The organism is Acidimicrobiales bacterium, from assembly GCA_025455885.1.
Classification (GTDB): domain Bacteria; phylum Actinomycetota; class Acidimicrobiia; order Acidimicrobiales; family Acidimicrobilacustridaceae; genus Rhabdothermincola_A.
Window position 1 is genome coordinate 255,446 of record JALOLR010000008.1, and the last position, 17,832, is coordinate 273,277.

A 17,832-nucleotide genomic window follows, 5' to 3' on the forward strand; every position below is an offset into this window, starting at 1 on the left:
GACGCACCGTACCGGGAATACTGCCCGAGTGACCCGCCGCACCACGACCTCCTCCCCGGGCGCCACGCCCGCGCCCACTGCGACGGCGCCGCCGGTCTGGGGGACGGCCATGACCGCCGCCGGGTCGCTCGGGCTGGCCCCGCGCAGCGACTGGGCGCGGTGGGAGGCTGACGGGCGCCTGCCGCCCTCCGCCGACGGCGGCGGGTTCGGTGTCGACTTCGCCACCGACCTCGAGCTGCTCGCCTCGCTGGGCCTCACCAGCCTGCGCTGGGGCATCGACTGGTCGCGCCTCGAACCCCACCCCGGCCGGTGGGACGCCGACGCCGCCGACCTGGTGACCGAGGTGCTGCGCGCCGCCCGACGGGCCGGCGTGGAGGTGTGGGCCGTGCTCCACGAGGGCCCGTTGCCCGGGTGGTTCAGCGAGGACGAACGGGGCTTCGCCGACGATCGGGGCCGCGGGCTCACCTGGCCCCGCCACGTCGACCGGGTGGCCGACGCGTTCGGTGACCTCGTGGCGGGCTGGGTGCCGGTGCTCGACCCGTTCACCCGTGCCGCCGAGGGCTTCGCGCTCGGCACCCGGCCACCCGGGCGCCGCGACGAGGGGGCCTTCCTCGAGCACCTCCGCGCCCTGCACCTCGTCGGGGTCGAAGCGTGGCGGCTGCTGCGCAGCGGCGACGCGCCGGTGGCGGCCTGTCTCGACCTCTCCCCCACCCACCCGGGGGTGCGCTCGCGTGAGCCCGACGAACGGGAGGCGGCCACGCAGCGGGCGCGCCGCCTCGAGCGGCTCCGCGCCGGGGTGTGGGTCGACGCGCTGAGCGACGGCCTCCTCGCCGTCCCCGAGCTCGGCGAGGTCGAGGTCCCCGGCCTGGCCGGCGCCTACGACGTCGTGGGGATCACCTACCGCGGGGGCACCACCGTCCACGCCGACGGCACCACGGGGCCGTACCCGGCCGACGCTCCGGTGACCGCCGACGGCCACGCCCCGTGGCCCGAGGGGCTGGGTGTGGTCGCGCGCGACCTGCACGCCCGGCTGCCCGGCCGGCGGCTCGCCGTGCTCGGGACGGGGGTGACCGCCCGAGAGGACGACCGCCGCGCCGACGTCGCCGGCGCGACCGCCGCGGAGATCGAACGGGCCGTCGCCGACGGTGTGCCGATCGAGCTGGCGATGTGGGAGACCGGCATCGACGGGTGGAACCCGGTCACCGGGCTGGAGGTGCCCGACGGGATCGTCGACCGGGCCCGCCACCCCCGGCCCAGCGCGGCCGTGCTGTCGGCGGCCGCCGAGCGCGCGAGGCTCGCCCGATGAGCGAACCATCGGCGCAGGAACGCGCCAAGGAGGCCGCCGGACGCCACGCCGCCGGCTACGCCGCCGACGGGATGCGGGTCGGCCTGGGCACCGGCTCGACGGTCCACTGGACGATCGTCGAGCTCGGCGAACGCGGTCTCGACATCACGTGCACGGCGACGTCCGTGCAGACCCACGACCTGGCGACGTCGCTCGGGCTGCGGGTCGTCACCCCCGACGAGATCGGTCGGCTCGACCTCGCCGTCGACGGCGCCGACGAGGTGGATCCGGGGTTCAACCTGACCAAGGGCGGAGGGGCGGCCCACACCCGGGAGAAGATCGTGGCGGCGATGGCCGACCGCTTCGTGGTGGTCGTCGACGAGTCGAAGCTCGTGCCCGCCCTCGGGCCGTTCGGGACGCCGCTCGAGGTCCTCGACTTCGCCCCCGGCGTGGTGGCCACCGCCGTGCGGGCCCTGGGCGCGCACGACGTGACGACCCGCGATCGCCGCAGCGACAACGGCAACCTGGTGATGGACGCCCGGTTCGGGCGGATCGACGACCCTGTCGCGCTGAGCGCCTCGTTGTCGGCCGTCCCCGGCCTCGTCGAGCACGGGATCTTCCCCGGGTCGATGGTCGAACGGGTCGTGATCGCCGGGATCGACGGCGTCACCGAACGCGTGCGGGACTAGCGACCCGCCCTGACGCCGCCCGTCCGCTCAGCGGGAGCGGTACTGGGCGCGGGCGCCGACGGCGTCCTTGTTCAGCCGCTTCGAGAGGTGCAGCCCCTCGAGGACGAACTCGACGGCGCTGGCCACCACCGCCGGGGAGTCTTCGCCCCCGGTCAGGGCCAGCACCGGGCCCCGCAGGCCGGGGAGGTCCTCGAGCAGGTCGACGTAGTCGGCGGCGAGCACGTCCTCGCCGGCCTGCACGATGCGGTCGTCATCGAACGCCTCGACGATGTCGCGGAGCTGCTCGACGGCCACGTCCTCGCGGAACACCGAGAGCACCGCGGCCTTCAGGAGGTGCTCGACCACCTGCTCGTCACGACCGTCCTCGAGCGTCTCGATCTCGAGCTTGCCGGCGGTCGACGACGCCAGGGCCTCCAGGTCGGACACCCGCGGCACCACGTCGGTCTCCCCGTGGATCAGCGTCCGCCGGGCGGCGTTGGCCACCAACGTCTCCATGTTCGACACGGTGAGGCGCACCGACACCCCGGAGCGCTGGTTGACGTGGGGGCTCTGGCGGGCGAGCTGGCTCAACTCGGCGACGACCTCGGCCATGTACTCGGGCACCACGACGCGCACGCCCGGCGCCTCGAGCGGGCGGACCTCCTGGCGGGCGATCTCCACCTCGGTGGCCACGTCGAGCGGGTAGTGGGTGCGGATCTGGGCGCCGAAGCGGTCCTTCAACGGCGTGATGATCCGGCCGCGGTTCGTGTAGTCCTCGGGGTTGGCCGACGCGAAGAGCAGGACGTCGAGCGGGAGGCGGACCTTGTAGCCGCGCACCTGGACGTCGCGCTCCTCGAGCACGTTCAACAGGCCGACCTGGATCCGCTCGGCCAGGTCGGGCAGCTCGTTGATGGCGAAGATCCCGCGGTTGGTGCGCGGCACCAGGCCGTAGTGGAGGGTGAGCTCGTCGGAGAGGTAGCGGCCCTCGGCCACCTTGATCGGGTCGACCTCACCGATCAGATCGGCGATCGACGTGTCCGGGGTGGCCAGCTTCTCCCCGAAGCGCTCGTCGCGGTGCACCCAGTCGAGGGGGGTGTCGTCGCCTTCGGTGGCCACCAGGTCGCGGGCGTGCCGGGAGACCGGGTGGTAGGGGTCGTCGTTGATCTCGGACCCGGCGACGATCGGCATCCACTCGTCGAGGAGTCCGGTGAGCGAACGGATCATGCGGGTCTTCGCCTGCCCCCGCTCCCCCAGGAAGATCACGTCGTGCCCGGCGAGCAGCGCGTTCTCGAGCTGGGGCAGGACCGTGTCCTCGTAGCCCAGCACGCCCGGGAAGAGCGCCTCACCCTCGCGGATGCGGGCGATGGCGTTGCCCCGGACCTCCTCCTTGACCGGGCGGCTGACCCAGCCCGAGGCCCGCAGCGCACCGAGGGTGGTGGGGCGGTCGGTCGAGTCGGACATGGTGGTTCCTCCCCTCCGGAGCCGGTCGGCCACGGATGTCGAACGCGACTCACGCTACCGCTGACACCCAGGGCTGCGTCCGCTCGGGGCGGGGTACGGTCCACCCGTGGTGCGACCCCCCGACCTCGACCTCTCGGGCACGTGGCGCGCCGCCCCCGCCGCCGACGAGGCGCTGCGCATCCGCTACGTCGACGACGACCTCGACGACTCCGGCTGGGAGCCCGTCCCCGTCCCCGGCCACTGGCGATCGGTGCCGGCCCTCGCGAGCTCCGACGGCCCCGTGCTCTACCGGACCCGGTTCTCGTCACCCACCGACATGGCCGGCCCGTCGGCCGGGACGGCCGCCGACGGCGACGACGGCCGGTCGTTCCTGGTGCTCGACGGGGTGCTGGCCGCCAGCGACGTGTGGCTCGACGGCGCCTACCTCGGCGACACGTCGGGGTACGTGGCGGCCCACGCGTTCGAGGTCACCGATCTCCTCCGGGCCCGCGGCGAGCACCTCCTCGCCATGGAGGTGTGGAACGGGCCCGTCGGACCGGGACGCACCCGCGACCTGACCGGTGCGCTGGGCCGCTCGGCGCTCACCGGCGAGCACCACAACGTGGGGGGCATCTGGGGCGCGGTGACGATCGCCCGCACCGGGCCGGTCCGCCTGCGCCACAGCCGGCTGCGGTGCCCGACCGCCTCGCCACGACGAGCCGTGCTGGCCCTACGGGCGGTGCTCGACACCGGCGACCCCCGTGTCGTCACCCTGCGCACCTCGGTGCGCCTGGCGGTGGGCGAGGACGGCACGGAGCGACCCGGCGTCGAGCCCGAGATGGTCGTCGAGCGCGACCACCCGCTGGCCGCCGGCGAGAACCGGGTCGAGTGGACCGTCACCGTCCCCGACCCGGCGCTCTGGTGGCCACGGGCTCTCGGCGGACGACCCCGCTACGACGTGACGCTCGAGGTGGTCGTCGACGACGAGGTGAGCGACCGCCGCAGGTGGCGCACCGGGCTGCGCGAGGTGCGCCTCGACGACTTCGTGTGCCACGTGAACGACGAACGGCTGTTCCTGAAGGGCGTGTCGCTCGGCCCGACCCGGCAGCTCCTGGCCGAGGCGAGCCCCGCGCAGGTCGCCGAGGACGTCCGGCTCGTCGCCGATGCAGGGCTCGACCTCGTGCGCGTGCACGGCCACGTCGCCCGACCCGAGCTCTACGAGGCGGCCGACGACGCCGGGATCCTGGTGTGGCAGGACCTCCCCATCCAGTGGGGCGTGCAGCGGGCCGCCAAGGAGCCGGCGCGGCGCCTCGCCCGGGCCGCCGTCGACCGGCTGGCCCACCACCCCTCGATCGCGGTGTGGTGCGCTCACCACGAGCCCTGGGTGGCCGATCCGGCGTCGCGCCGCAACGCCGATCGGCGCGACCGGCGGCGCCTGCGACGCCGCGCGATCACCGCCCAGGTGCTCCCGTCGTGGAACCGCAGCGTGCTCGACCGCTCGGTGGCCCTCGTCCTCGACAAGAGCGACGGGAGCCGCCCGGTGGTGGCCCACGCCGGCGTCTGGCCCCACCTCCCCCAGCTCGCCGGCACGTCCTCGCACCTGTGGGCCGGATGGCGCTGGGGGGACGTCGAGGCCCTCGCCCGCCTGCTGCGGGCGTGGCCCCGACTGGCCCGGTTCGTCGGCGAGTTCGGCGCCCAGGCCCCCGGGCCGGGTGCCGTCGACGCCCTGGCGGAGGCCGGTCCCTGGCCCGACCTCGACTGGCCGGCGGTAGCCGCCGCCACCGGGCTCGAGGCCGGAGAGGCGTTCCGCGTCGCCGACCCCGCCGCCCACGACGACGCCGCCTCGTGGTGCGCCGCCCTCCAGACCCACCAGGCGGAGCTGGTCCGCAGCCACGTCGAGACCCTGCGCCGGCTCAAGTACCGCCCCACCGGGGGATTCACCGCCTTCGCGCTGGCCGAGCCGGCGCCCGGCATCACCGCCGCGCTCCTCGACCACGAGCGCCGCGCCAAGCCGGCCTGGGCGGCGTTCGTCGCGGCGTGCGCACCGGTCGTCGCCGTCGTCGACCGCCCGCCCGACGAGCTGGCACCCGGCGTGGCCCTCGACCTCGCCGTGCACGTCGTCAACGACCTCCGCGACCCGGTCGCCCCGGTCCGGGTGCAGGCCACGGCCACCTGGACGACGGCGCCCGCCGACGACGGGCCACCCGCCGTCACGGAAGAGACGCGTGGATGGGAGGGGGAGATCGCCGCCGACCGGGTCGCTCGCGTCGGCACGCTGCACCTCGTCGTCCCGGACGACGCGACGGCGCTGCACCTCGCGCTGCGGTGGGAGGGGCCCGACGGCATCTGCGGCCACCGTCACCACCGGCGCGACGTCCGGAGCCGCTGAGCACGGTCGCGGACCGACGGCACCGACCGGTCCCGCCGGTTCGCCTCATCGCCGCACGCCTGGGTAGCGTTCACCTCGCTCGCAGGCGACAGGCGTGCTGCGCCGAGCGACCAGGCCCACCCGTCACCGGCTCTCGTTGGAAAGGCCCGCTCGTGACCGCAACCAAGGAACCGTCCGGGTTCCCGCCCGACATCACCTCGGAGCCGATCGCCCGACGCCAGAAGCACAGCTCCCTCGGCGTCGTCGACCTCTACCGCTCGGCGGTCGGCAAGAAGTGGGTGATGGCCGTCACCGGCATCCTGCTCATGGGCTTCGTGTTCGCCCACATGGTGGGCAACACCAAGATGTACTTCGGCGCCGAGGACTTCGACTCCTACGCCGAGTTCCTCCGCCGCATCGCGTACCCGCTGCTGCCGGAGACGGCCTTCCTCTGGATCATGCGGCTCGGGCTCCTGGCGGCGTTCGGCTTCCACATCCACGCCGCCTACAGCCTGACCGTCCTCAACCGCAAGGCCCGCCCCGTCGGCTACCAGTCCCGCCGCGACTACATCGCCGTGAACTGGGCGAACCGTTCCATGCGCTGGACGGGCGTCATCGTCCTCTTCTTCGTCGTGTTCCACCTCCTCGACCTCACGTGGGGCACGACACCGGTGGCGACCGACGACTTCGTCTACGGCGAGGTGTACCAGAACGTCGCCTTCTCGCTGGACCGGTGGCCCGTCGCCGCCATCTACATCGTCGCCAACCTCGCCCTCGGCATCCACCTGTACCACGGCTCCTGGAGCATCTTCCAGAGCCTCGGGACGATGAGCGCGAAGTTCAACCCCCGCCACAACCCCCTGCGTCGTGGCTTCGCCCTCGCCTTCGCCATCGTCGTCGCCGGCGTCAACATCTCGTTCCCGATCGCCGTCCTCACCGGCGTCGTCGGATAAGGGAGGTCCCGTGAGCACCGCCACCGCCCGCCTCGACTCCAAGGTCCCGTCCGGCCCGATCGAGGACCGCTGGGACAACCACCGCTTCGACATGAAGCTGGTGAACCCGGCCAACAAGCGCAAGTTCACCGTGCTCGTCGTCGGCACCGGCCTGGCCGGCGCCGCCGCCGCCGCCACCCTCGCCCAGCTCGGCTACAAGGTGAAGTGCTTCACCTTCCACGACTCGGCGCGCCGGGCCCACTCGATCGCCGCCCAGGGCGGCATCAACGGCGCCAAGAACTACAAGAACGACGGCGACAGCATCTACCGCCTCTTCTACGACACGGTGAAGGGCGGCGACTTCCGGGCCCGGGAGTCGAACGTGTACCGCCTCGCCCAGGTGAGCGTCGACATCATCGACCAGTGCGTGGCCCAGGGCGTCCCCTTCGCCCGGGAGTACGGCGGCCTGCTCGACAACCGCTCCTTCGGCGGCGCCCAGGTCAGCCGCACCTTCTACGCCCGGGGCCAGACCGGCCAGCAGCTCCTCCTCGGCGCCTACCAGGCCCTCATGCAGCAGGTGTCGCTCGGCACCGTCGAGCTGCACACCAAGACCGAGCTCCTCGACGTGGTGACCAAGGACGGCGTCTGCGCCGGCATCGTCACCCGCGACCTCACCTCCGGCGAGGTGAAGAGCTGGTCGGGCCACGCCACGCTGCTGTGCACCGGCGGGTACGGCAACGCCTTCTACCTGTCGACCAACGCCATGAACTGCAACACCACCGCCATCTGGCGGGCGCACAAGAAGGGCGCCCTGTTCGCCAACCCGTGCTACACGCAGATCCACCCGACCTGCATCCCGGCGTCCGACGAGTTCCAGTCGAAGCTCACACTGATGTCGGAGTCGCTGCGCAACGACGGTCGGATCTGGGTCCCGAAGAACTTCGACGAGACCCGCCCCGCCGACCAGATCCCCGAAGAGGACCGCGACTACTACCTCGAGCGGCGCTACCCCTCGTTCGGCAACCTGGCCCCACGCGACATCGCGTCCCGGGCCGCCAAGGTGGTCGTCGACGAGGGCCGCGGGGTGGGACCCCTCAAGAACGGGGTGTACCTCGACTTCTCCGACGCCATCGACCGCCTCGGCAAGGACGTGGTCTACGAGCGCTACGGGAACCTGTTCGACATGTACGAGCGGATCACCGACGAGAACCCCTCGAAGGTCCCGATGCGCATCTACCCGGCCTCGCACTACACGATGGGCGGGCTCTGGGTCGACTACAACCTGATGACCACCGTGCCGGGGCTGTACGCCCTCGGCGAGGCCAACTTCTCCGACCACGGCGCCAACCGCCTCGGCGCGTCGGCGCTCATGCAGGGCCTGGCCGACGGGTACTTCGTCGCCCCCTACACCGTCGGCGACTACCTCGCGGGGCTGCTCGGGCAGTCGCCGGTCAGCACCGACGATCCCGTGTTCGCCGCCGCCGAGCAGGGCGTGCGCGACGAGATGCACCGCTGGGTGTCGGTGGGCGGCACCAAGTCGCCCGAGTACTACCACCGTGAGCTCGGCAAGCTGGTCTGGGACTACTGCGGCATGGCCCGCGACAAGAACGGGCTCGAGAAGGCGCTCTCCGAGATCCCCGCCCTGCGCGACGAGTTCGAGAAGAACGTCCGGGTGCTCGGCGACCCCAACGGCGTCAACCAGTCGCTCGAGAAGGTCGGCCGGGTGGCCGACTTCTTCGAGCTCGGCGAGCTGATGTGCCGTGACGCCCTCACCCGCGAGGAGTCCTGCGGGGGCCACTTCCGGGTCGAGCACCAGACCGACGAGGGCGAGGCGCAACGCGACGACGAGAACTTCTCGTTCGTGTCGGCGTGGGAGTGGAAGGAACGGGGGACCCCCCAGGAGCTGCACAAGGAGCCCCTGGTGTTCGAGTTCGTGAAGCCGGCCCAGCGCAGCTACAAGTAGCCCGCCGCCGGAGACCTGGAGCAGATCGCAACCATGAACCTCACCCTCAAGGTCTGGCGGCAGGACGGGCCGAACGAGCCCGGCCACTTCGCCACGTACCAGGCATCGGACATCAAGGACGAGATGTCCTTCCTCGAGATGCTCGACGTCGTCAACGAGAACCTCATCGCCGACGGCCACGAGCCCATCACCTTCGACAGCGACTGCCGCGAGGGGATCTGCGGCACCTGCGGGCTGATGATCAACGGCCAGGCCCACGGACCGCAGAAGGGCACGGCCACCTGCCAGCTCCACATGCGCAAGTTCCACGACGGCGAGACCGTCACCATCGAGCCGTGGCGGGCGGCGGCGTTCCCGGTCATCCGCGACCTCATGGTGGACCGCAGCGCGCTCGACGCCATCATCGAGGCCGGCGGCTACATCACCGCCGACACCGGTGCGCCCCGTGACGCCAACGAGATCCCGGTGCCGAAGCCGGCCGCCGACACGGCGATGGACGCTGCGGCGTGCATCGGCTGCGGCGCCTGCGTCGCGGCCTGCCCGAACAGTGCGGGGCAGCTGTTCACCTCGGCGAAGCTGGCCCACCTCAACCTGTTGCCCCAGGGGCAGGCCGAGCGGTGGAAGCGCACCGAGGAGATGGTGGAGACCATGGAGATGTTCTTCGGGTCCTGCACCAACTACGGCGAGTGCCAGGAGGCGTGCCCGAAGGAGATCCCGATCGACTTCATCGCGCTGATGAACAAGGACTACGTGAAGGCCAAGTTCAAGAACCGCAAGCTCCTCGGCCAGACCTGAGCCCGGTCGACACCACGAGGCGACGACGGAGCCGGGCCCGCGGGCCCGGCTCCGTCGCGCCACCCCACCACCTCCGAGGTCCAGGGCGGGCAACGGTGGGACCTTGGACCCTGGTGGTCGCACGCGCGCGGCCCTTCGCCGGAGCCCGCCGCCGACCGACACTGAATCCATGAGTGAGTCACTACAGGATTATGACGAGGACCGACTGGGCCGCCTCGAGCAGCGCGTGCAGACCGACCAGACCCGCATGGGCACGCTGAGCGTGTTCATCGGCCTGTTCGCCGCCACCGCGCTCCTGGCCAGCGCCGTGGGCGTGGGCCTGGGCATGCGAGCGGTCGACGAGAGCAAGGGCGGCGGAGGGGCAGGCGGCACGCAGACCATCGACGTGGAGATGGGCGAGTTCTACGTGACGCCGGCCTCGATCGAGGTCGCAGCCGGCACCGAGGTGATCCTCAACGTGACGAACGCCGGCACGATGCCCCACGACCTCAAGCTCGCCGGCGAGACGGGCACGGCGATGCTCGACGCCGGCGAGAGCGAGACGGTGAACCTCGGCGTGATCGATGCGTCCGCCCGGGCGTGGTGCACGGTGCCCGGCCACGAAGCAGCGGGGATGGTGATGGACATCAACGTCGCCGGTGACAGCGGCGCCGCATCGGCCGGGATGGCCATGGCCGCCTCCAGCAGCTCCGGCGACGCCGCCAGCATCGACTTCAGCGCGTCGTCGGCCGCCGAGCTCACGCCGTTCGACCCGAACCTGCAGCCGGCTCCCGGCGGCACCGAGCACCAGATCACGCTCCGGGCGACAGAGACGGTCCTCGAGGTCGCCCCCGGCGTCACCCAGGAGATGTGGACCTTCGACGACCAGGTGCCCGGTCCGATCCTGCGCGGCAAGGTGGGGGACCTGTTCACGGTGACGCTCGTGAACGACGGGAAGATCGGCCACTCGATCGACTTCCACGCCAGCAAGGTGGCGTGGAACGACGAGATGCGCACCATCCAATCCGGTGAGTCGCTCGTCTACCAGTACAAGGCCGAGTTCGCCGGGATCTTCATGTACCACTGCGGAACGGCGCCGGCCCTGCACCACATCGGCAACGGGATGTTCGGGGCCATCATCATCGACCCGGCCGACCTGCCGCCCGTGGACCGGGAGTTCGTCCTGGTGCAGTCCGAGCTCTACCTCGGCCCCGAGGGCCAACCAGGCGACCTGGTCAAGATGCAGGAGGACGCCTGGGACGCCGTGGTCTTCAACGGCTACGTGAACCAGTACAAGGACCACCCGATCCGGGTCGAGAAGGACCAGCGGATCCGAGTGTGGGTGCTCGACGCCGGCCCGAGCGAGAACTCCTCGTTCCACATCGTCGGCACCATCTTCGACACGGTCTTCAAGGAGGGCACCTACCTGCTGCGTCCGGGCAACACGAGCCAGGGCGGCTCCCAGGCGATGGACCTGCAGCCCGCCCAGGGCGGCTTCGTGGAGTTCACCCTCGCCGAGGACGGCCTCTATCCGATCGTGACCCACAAGTTCTCGAACGTCGGCAAGGGGGCCCTCGGCCTCCTCCAGGCCGGCGAGGTGGCGGCCACCGCCGGCGGCCACTGACCCGAGGAAGCCTCAGAGCCCCCAGTGATGGCTCCGACGGCCCACGGTGTCGAGCTCGAGACGCAGATCGCCGAGCAGCACCTCGCCCCGCACGGAGCAGGCGAGCGCGTAGCCGACCCCCGTGGGCGCGCCGGCGCGCTCCCAGACCGGAGGCCCCTCGGACTCCCATTCGAGGTCCCAGCCGACGGCCAGGCGCTCGCCGCGCAGATCGGGGTCGAACAGGTCGACGTCGGCGTCGGGCACCGCCACCCCGAACGCCTCGAGCCCCAGGCTCCAGCGCCGCCCGGCCTCCTCGAGGACGTGATCGGCCCAGAGACCGGGAGACCGCAGCTCCAGGAACGGCGTGCGGGGTCGTGGCACCGACGGGTCCACCACCGCCACCACGACCCCGGCACGGTGCACCGTGGCCGCGAACCACGCGTCGCCGGGGCGCAGCCCCACCTCGACCTCGAGCCCCGGCTCGGAGCCGGCGGCATCGGCGACGAACCGCCACGACTCGGCGCCCCCTTCGGGGTCGTGGGGGCGCTCGTCGCCCGCCGTCAACCCCGTCACGCTCAGTAGCCCAGGGCGGGGTCGATCACGTTCTCGAGGGGCTCGCCGACCAGGAAGCGGGCCAGGTTCTCGCGGAACGCCTCGAAGAGCCCGGCGCCGGCTCCGGGCCAGTTCCACGAGACGTGGGCGCTGAGGCGCACCCCGGGATGGGTGTACATCCAGTGCCCCTCGGGGAGAGGTTCGGGATCGGGGGCGTCGATGCTCGCCGCGGCGAGCGGGCCCCGGTCGAGGGCACGGCGCAGCGCGGCCTCGTCCACGATCGGTCCCCTCGCCACGTTCACCAGGTGCGACCCGGGCGCCATCGAGGCGAGGACCGCGTCGTCGAGGATGCCGCGGGTGGCCGCCGTGAGCGGGGCGACCACGACGAGGTGGTCGGCACCTGCGGCGAGGGTGGCGACGTCGGGGACCACCTCGACCCCGGCGACGGGACTCGGGCGGTTCGACGCCCGCACCGCCCGTACCTCCGCGCCGAACGGGAGGAGGCGCTCGGCGACGGCGGTGCCGATGCCCCCGAGCCCGAGGAGCCCGACCCGCCGCCCGTGGAGGGTGCCGAGCGGCTCGGCCGGGAAGTTCCAGAGCGAGGGTGGACGGTCGATCCACGCCGCCGGGAGCCGCTTCTCGAAGGCGAGCATGCACGCCAGCACCCACTCCGAGATGGGCACGGCGCTCATCCCCCGCGAGTTGGTGAGGACCAGCCCGGGGCCCACGAGGTCGAGGGGGAACTCGTCGATCCCGGTGCCGATGAGGTGGACCCACTCGACGCCGCGGGCCACGACCTCGGCGAAGTTGGGCACCAACGTCGGCCGGCTGATCAGCACCTGGCCGGTGAGGCCCTCGGGGAGGTCGCCCTCGGCAGGGATGGCGACGACCTCGACCTGCCCGGCGAGCTCGGGGTCCAGGCCGAACCGGGTGCCGTCGCCGACGTGGCTGAGGACGGTGAGCACGGGGGCGACCCTAGCCCGCGGCCGCTGTGGCCGAGCCTGCCCACGTCCGCCGGCGCGAGCACCGGGAGGCGACCCCGGTTTCGATGAGCATTGCTAACTGATAGCATTGCTATGCAAATTCGGGAGCGACATGACCGCCATGACCGATCCAACCCACACCCCACGCGACCCGGCCGTCGACGACGCCACCGCCAGCCGCCTCCGCCTCGCCGTGCTGCGCCTGGCCCGACGCCTGCGCCAGGAGAGCCCCCCGGGCATCACCCCGTCCCAGCTCTCGGCCCTCGCCTCGATCGACCACCTCGGCCCCGTCGCCATCGGCGACCTCGCCGCCCACGAGAACGTCCAACCCCCCACCATCAGCCGGATCGTCGGCACCCTCGAGGGCGACGGATGGGTCGAGCGCATCGGCGACGAGAACGACCGGCGGATCGCCCTCGTGCGGGCCACCCCCAAGGCCCGCCGCGAGCTGGCCCGCATCCGCCGTGACCGCAACGCCTACCTCGCCCGCCGACTCGCCCACCTCTCGCCCGACGAGCTCGACGCCGTGCTGACGGCCCTCCCCGCGCTCGAACGGCTCCTCCAGGAGGACCCCCGGTGACGCGGCTTGAGCGGGGCGTCCGCGACACGTTCTCGGCGCTGGCCGTCCGCAACTTCCGCCTGCTCTTCGCCGGCCAGGTGGTCTCGGTCACCGGGACGTGGATGCAGATGATCGCCCAGTCGTGGCTCGTGCTCACCCTCACCGGCAGCGCCGCCGTCCTCGGGCTGGTCACCGCACTCCAGTTCCTGCCCACGTTGCTGCTCGGCCCCTACGCCGGTGTGGTGGCCGACCGGGTCGACAAGCGCCGTCTGCTCCTCGTCACCCAGACCCTCTCGGGCACCCTGGCCATCACCCTCGGCGTGCTGGTGGCCACCGACGTCGTGCAGATCTGGATGGTCTTCGTCCTGGCCGGCGCCCTCGGCCTCGTCGGCGCCGTCGACATGCCGGCCCGCCAGTCCTTCACCATCGAGGTGGTCGGCCCCGAACGGCTGACCAACGCCCTGAGCCTCAACACCATCACCATGAACGTCGGGCGGCTCTTCGGCCCGGCGGTCGCCGGGCTCGTGATCTCCGGGTGGGATCTCTCGGTGTGCTTCCTCGCCAACGGGCTCAGCTTCCTCGCCCCCACCGCCGCGCTCCTGGCCATGCGCCGCGACGAGCTGAACCCGACCACGCCGGTGCCACGCGCCAAGGGCCAGCTGCGCGACGGGCTCCGCTACGTCTGGGCGACCCCGGCGCTCAGGGTCCCACTGCTGTTGATGCTGGTCGTGGGCACCCTCACCTACGAGTTCCAGGTGAGCCTGCCCGTGCTGGCCCGCGAGACCTTCGGCGTCGGCGCCGCCGGGTTCGGCCTGCTCCAGAGCGCGATGAGCATCGGGGCCATCGTCGGCGGCCTGCTGTTCGCGACCAGGGCCACCCCCACCCACCGGCGCATGGGCCTGGCCGCGGCGGGGTTCGGCGCGGTGGTGCTCCTGCTCGCCGTCGCCCCCACCTACCTGAGCGCGCTGATGATCCTGCCCCTCGTCGGCGCCGGCAGCGTGTTGTTCCTGACGCTGGCCAACTCCACGCTCCAGCTCACCGCGGATCCGCAGATGCGCAGCCGGGTCATCGCCCTCTACACCGTGGCGTTCATCGGCTCCACCCCCATCGGCGGGCCGATCATCGGGTGGATCGCCCAGAGCTTCGGTGCCCGATGGGCGCTGGCCGTCGGCGGAGCGGCAGCACTGCTCGGCGCGGCGCTGGCCTGGCGGTCGCTGCGGCACCAGACGACCGGCACCGGCCGAGCGGCCGCACCGGTCGTCGACCCGACCGACGGGCTCGTGCAGGCGCCGAGCCCCGCCTGAGCCGAGTCAGCCCCCGACGGTCCCCGGCGGAGGCGGAGGGGCGACCGTGCCCGGCGGCGGGGGCGGCGGCGTGACGGCCGCCCCCGGTGCGGGGGGAGGCGGGGTGGCGGCCCCCGGCGCAGGCGGCGGTGCCGCGGCGGCGCCAGGTGCGGGCGGGGGCGCGGTCGCCGCCCCGGGCGGCGGGGGCGCCGCCCCCGGCGGCGGGCCGGCCTTCGGTTCGAGGTCGACGACACCGCCCTGGGCCTCGACAGCACGCAGGTCGGCGGTGATCCGCTCGATGTCGGCGTCGGTGGAAGGGGTGCCCCGATCGGAGTCACGGGCGTAGACCAGCGCGCCGAGGTCCCGCAGGAGGGCGTCGGCGTGCTTGCGCGACGCCGACTGGTCCATCGACGCCTGGCCCTTGGCCACGGTCTCGTTCACGGACTGCGCCAGGGTGTTGGCGCTCTGCTTGAGGTTGTCGAGCAATCCCATCAGCGAAGCCTCCTCGGGCGGGTCGTGGTGCCGACCCTAGTTCGGGTGGACGACGGAACGACTGGAGGACCGGGGCCCCGTCACGAGGCCAGGTTGGCCTCGAGCTGGCCGAGCAGCGAGGCCAGTGACGCCTGCTGGCGCTCCGACAGGCCCTCGACGGTCCGGGCCTCGAGCTCGCTCCACAACTTGCCGACCTTGGTGCTCAGCCGCCGACCCTTGGGCGTGAGGTGGACCCGGATGGCCCGGCCGTCGGTGGCGTCCCCCCGCCGGTCGACGAGGCCCGAGCCCTCCATGCGCTGGAGCATCTTGGTGACGGTGGGCGGTTGGACGCCGAGGGCGGCGGCCAGATCGGCCTGGGTGCGCCCGTCCTGCTCCCAGAGCTCCATCAAGAGCGCCTCCTGTCCGGGATGCAGGCCGACCTGGGCGAGGAGCGACGCGGCCATCGTGCGATGGGCCCGGGCCACCCGCATGAGCCGGAGGTTCAGGTCGACCGGTTGGGCGGTGCGCTTGGAAGCCATGGCGCCCATGATGGGCGCCACCCCCGAGCATGGCAACCTCACCCGGCCGACTGCGACGAGAACCCGCCCGGCGTGGCGAGGCGGCCGCCGGCCCGGACGAGCGGCCCCGGTAGCCTCTGGACGATGCGCTACCTCTCGCCCGAGTGGCTCGAGGCAGCCGCCGGGGCGATCGCCGACGACGAGGCCCTGCAACGGCTCGCCCCCGACACCCCGTTCGTCCTCCAGCACCAGGTCACCGGCGAGGAACCCGTCACGTGGCACGTCGTGTTCGGCGACGGTGTCACCCTGCGCACGGGTGCGGCCGACCGGCCGGACGTGACGTTCCGGTGCGATCCGACGACGGCCCGCCGCATCCACGACGGCGAGGAGAGCGCCCAGCAGGCGTTCATGGAGGGGCGCCTCACCCTCGGCGGCGACCCCGACGCCCTGCTCGCGCACCACGACCTGCTGTCGTCGCTCACCGACACCCTCGCACCGCTGCGCCACGGCGGTTGAGCCCGTGCCCGAGCTGCCCGAGCTGCAGGCCCACGCCGAGCGGCTCGACGTCGCCTTCTCGGGGGCCGTCCTCGAGGGGTTCCGGGCCCTCACCTTCACCGCGCTGAAGACGGTCGAGCCCTCCCCCGAGGCGGCGGTGGGGGCGGCGGTGGCCGGCGTCGAGCGGGTCGGCAAGTACCTGCTGATCCGGATCGGGACGGTCACCTTCGTCGTGCACCTCATGCAGGGTGGGCGCCTCACGCCCGACGAGAAGCGCGCTGCGCGGCCCCGAGGTGGGCTCGCCCGGTGGACCTTCGACGACGGTCGCGCCCTGCTGCTCACCGAGCAGGCGAAGGAGAAGCGGGCCGGGATCTGGGTGGTGGGCGGTGAACCCCGTGAGCAGCCGCCGCTGCTCGGCCTCGGCCCCGACGCCGCCACCCTCACGGTCGAGGGGCTGCACGCCGCGCTCGACGGCCCGTCCATGCGCCTCCACGGCTTCCTGCGCGACCAACGGCGGGTGGCCGGCATCGGCCGCCGGCTGGCCAACGAGGTCTGCCACCGCGCCCGGCTGTCGCCGTTCGCCGCCACCGGGAAGCTCGGGGACGAGGAGGTGGAGGCCCTGTACCGGGCCATCGGCGAGTGCCTGGCCGACTCGCTCGCGGTCGAGCGGGCCCGCGACACGATGAGCTCGTCGGCCGAGCGCCCCGGAGCGGTCCACCACCGCACCGGCGAGGCCTGCCCGGTGTGCGGCGACACGGTCCACGCCGTGGCCTACGCCAGCTACACCGTGAACTACTGCCCGACGTGCCAGACCAAGGGCAGGATCCTGGCCGACAACACGACGTCGAAGTTCCTGAAGTGACCGCCCCCGAGGGGGCGGGTGTCAGATCAGCCCCAGGTCGGCGACCGCGGCACGTTCCTCGGCGAGCTCGGCCACGGAGGCGTCGATGCGGCCCCGGGAGAAGTCGTCGATGTCGAGGCCCTGGACGATCGAGTATGCGCCGTCGGTACAGGTGACCGGGAACGACGAGATGATCCCTTCGTCGACGCCGTAGCTGCCGTCGGACGGGATCGCCATCGAGACCCAGTCGCCCTCGGGGGACCCGAGGGCCCACGTGCGCATGTGATCGATGGCGGCGTTGGCCGCCGACGCCGCGCTCGACAGGCCGCGTGCCTCGATGATCGCCGCACCCCGCTGCTGGACGGTCGGGATGAACTCTCCCTCCAGCCAGGCCTGGTCGTCGACGAGCTCGGCGGCGTTGCGGCCGTCGACCTCGGCGTGGAAGAGGTCGGGGTACTGGGTGGCGGAGTGGTTGCCCCAGATGGTCATCTTCGTGACGGCGCTGACGCCCGTCCCGGTCTTCGCGGCGAGCTGCGCGATGGCCCGGTTGTGGTCGAGGCGGGTCATGGCCGTGAAGCGCGACGGGTCGATCGACGGGGCGTTGCTCATGGCGATCAGCGCGTTGGTGTTGGCCGGGTTGCCGACCACGAGGACGCGGATGTCGGCCGCCGCGTTGTCGGACAGGGCCTTGCCCTGGACCGTGAAGATGGCGCCGTTGGCCTCGAGGAGGTCCTTGCGCTCCATGCCCTTCGACCGGGGCCGGGCGCCGACGAGGAGGGCGTAGCTCACGTCGGCGAAGGCCTCGTTCGGGTCGTCGGTCTGCACGATGCCCTCGAGCAACGGGAACGCGCAGTCGTCGAGCTCCATCGACACCCCGCGCAGCGCGTCGAGGGCGGGGGTGATGTCGAGCAGCTGCAGGATCACGGGCTGGTCCGGGCCGAGCATCTGGCCGCTGGCGATGCGGAACAGCAGGCTGTAGCCGATCTGGCCGGCGGCACCGGTGACCGCGACGCGGACGGGGGTCTTCACGAGATCGTCTCCCGGGGGGTGGGTGGGCGGGACTGCCCGGGAACACTAGTCAGCCGCTCCGCCACCCC

Annotated in this window: 17 protein-coding genes; 11 read left to right on the top strand and 6 right to left on the bottom strand. The window is 72.6% G+C overall.

Annotated elements, in window-relative coordinates:
- The first annotated feature begins 28 nt into the window (after positions 1–28).
- Positions 29–1,306 (top strand): family 1 glycosylhydrolase, encoded by a 1,278-nt coding sequence (locus MUE36_08975; protein ID MCU0311063.1) that lies wholly within the window; start codon positions 29–31, stop codon positions 1,304–1,306.
- Positions 1,303–1,974, top strand: coding sequence for a ribose-5-phosphate isomerase RpiA (gene rpiA, locus MUE36_08980; GenBank protein ID MCU0311064.1), 672 nt, complete (start codon positions 1,303–1,305; stop codon positions 1,972–1,974). Before MUE36_08975 ends, rpiA begins: the two co-directional genes overlap by 4 nt.
- Positions 1,975–2,001: 27 nt before the next feature.
- On the opposite strand, the gene MUE36_08985 is transcribed toward rpiA, so the two are convergent.
- Positions 2,002–3,414, bottom strand: a complete 1,413-nt coding sequence (locus tag MUE36_08985) for a magnesium chelatase (protein ID MCU0311065.1) — start codon at positions 3,412–3,414, stop codon at positions 2,002–2,004.
- 106 nt (positions 3,415–3,520) lie between these two features.
- Between MUE36_08985 and MUE36_08990 the strand changes: the two genes are divergently transcribed.
- From MUE36_08990 to MUE36_09010, 5 genes are all read left to right on the top strand, one after another.
- Entirely contained in the window at positions 3,521–5,782 is a 2,262-nt protein-coding gene (locus MUE36_08990) for a hypothetical protein (protein ID MCU0311066.1), read from the top strand.
- Between the two features lie 152 nt (positions 5,783–5,934).
- Positions 5,935–6,714: a succinate dehydrogenase cytochrome b subunit gene (locus MUE36_08995; protein MCU0311067.1), complete on the top strand. Its 780-nt coding sequence runs from the start codon at positions 5,935–5,937 to the stop codon at positions 6,712–6,714.
- A gap of 10 nt (positions 6,715–6,724) precedes the next feature.
- The gene (locus tag MUE36_09000) at positions 6,725–8,656 is read left to right on the top strand and encodes a fumarate reductase/succinate dehydrogenase flavoprotein subunit (GenBank protein ID MCU0311068.1); all 1,932 of its coding nucleotides are present in this window, start codon (positions 6,725–6,727) and stop codon (positions 8,654–8,656) included.
- A 33-nt stretch (positions 8,657–8,689) separates the two neighbouring features.
- A complete protein-coding gene (locus tag MUE36_09005; protein ID MCU0311069.1) occupies positions 8,690–9,451 on the top strand; it encodes a succinate dehydrogenase/fumarate reductase iron-sulfur subunit in 762 nt (253 codons plus the stop codon).
- 169 nt (positions 9,452–9,620) lie between these two features.
- Positions 9,621–11,054 (top strand): multicopper oxidase domain-containing protein, encoded by a 1,434-nt coding sequence (locus MUE36_09010; GenBank protein ID MCU0311070.1) that lies wholly within the window; start codon positions 9,621–9,623, stop codon positions 11,052–11,054.
- Between the two features lie 12 nt (positions 11,055–11,066).
- On the opposite strand, the gene MUE36_09015 is transcribed toward MUE36_09010, so the two are convergent.
- Both MUE36_09015 and MUE36_09020 read right to left on the bottom strand, forming a co-directional pair.
- Positions 11,067–11,606 carry a hypothetical protein gene (locus MUE36_09015; protein ID MCU0311071.1) on the bottom strand — a complete coding sequence of 180 codons (540 nt, stop codon included), beginning with the start codon at positions 11,604–11,606 and terminating at the stop codon, positions 11,067–11,069.
- Positions 11,607–11,608: 2 nt separating this feature from the next.
- Positions 11,609–12,550 (bottom strand): hypothetical protein, encoded by a 942-nt coding sequence (locus tag MUE36_09020; protein ID MCU0311072.1) that lies wholly within the window; start codon positions 12,548–12,550, stop codon positions 11,609–11,611.
- A 139-nt stretch (positions 12,551–12,689) separates the two neighbouring features.
- Here MUE36_09020 and MUE36_09025 point away from each other — a divergent pair, with 139 nt between their 5' ends.
- Positions 12,690–13,148 carry a MarR family transcriptional regulator gene (locus MUE36_09025; GenBank protein MCU0311073.1) on the top strand — a complete coding sequence of 153 codons (459 nt, stop codon included), beginning with the start codon at positions 12,690–12,692 and terminating at the stop codon, positions 13,146–13,148.
- On the top strand, positions 13,145–14,431 hold the full coding sequence (locus MUE36_09030; protein MCU0311074.1) for an MFS transporter: 1,287 nt from the start codon (positions 13,145–13,147) through the stop codon (positions 14,429–14,431). The genes MUE36_09025 and MUE36_09030 overlap by 4 nt, the downstream gene beginning before the upstream one ends.
- Positions 14,432–14,437: 6 nt before the next feature.
- Here MUE36_09030 and MUE36_09035 read toward each other — a convergent pair whose 3' ends face one another.
- Positions 14,438–14,902 carry a hypothetical protein gene (locus tag MUE36_09035; GenBank protein MCU0311075.1) on the bottom strand — a complete coding sequence of 155 codons (465 nt, stop codon included), beginning with the start codon at positions 14,900–14,902 and terminating at the stop codon, positions 14,438–14,440.
- An 80-nt stretch (positions 14,903–14,982) separates the two neighbouring features.
- Positions 14,983–15,420 carry a MarR family winged helix-turn-helix transcriptional regulator gene (locus MUE36_09040; protein ID MCU0311076.1) on the bottom strand — a complete coding sequence of 146 codons (438 nt, stop codon included), beginning with the start codon at positions 15,418–15,420 and terminating at the stop codon, positions 14,983–14,985.
- A gap of 123 nt (positions 15,421–15,543) precedes the next feature.
- Between MUE36_09040 and MUE36_09045 the strand changes: the two genes are divergently transcribed.
- Together MUE36_09045 and MUE36_09050 are read left to right on the top strand one after the other, a co-directional pair.
- Positions 15,544–15,915 carry an SCP2 sterol-binding domain-containing protein gene (locus tag MUE36_09045; GenBank protein ID MCU0311077.1) on the top strand — a complete coding sequence of 124 codons (372 nt, stop codon included), beginning with the start codon at positions 15,544–15,546 and terminating at the stop codon, positions 15,913–15,915.
- Positions 15,916–15,919: 4 nt separating this feature from the next.
- On the top strand, positions 15,920–16,756 hold the full coding sequence (locus MUE36_09050; protein ID MCU0311078.1) for a hypothetical protein: 837 nt from the start codon (positions 15,920–15,922) through the stop codon (positions 16,754–16,756).
- A gap of 21 nt (positions 16,757–16,777) precedes the next feature.
- Here MUE36_09050 and MUE36_09055 read toward each other — a convergent pair whose 3' ends face one another.
- On the bottom strand, positions 16,778–17,764 hold the full coding sequence (locus MUE36_09055; GenBank protein ID MCU0311079.1) for a malate dehydrogenase: 987 nt from the start codon (positions 17,762–17,764) through the stop codon (positions 16,778–16,780).
- Between the last annotated feature and the right edge of the window lie 68 nt (positions 17,765–17,832).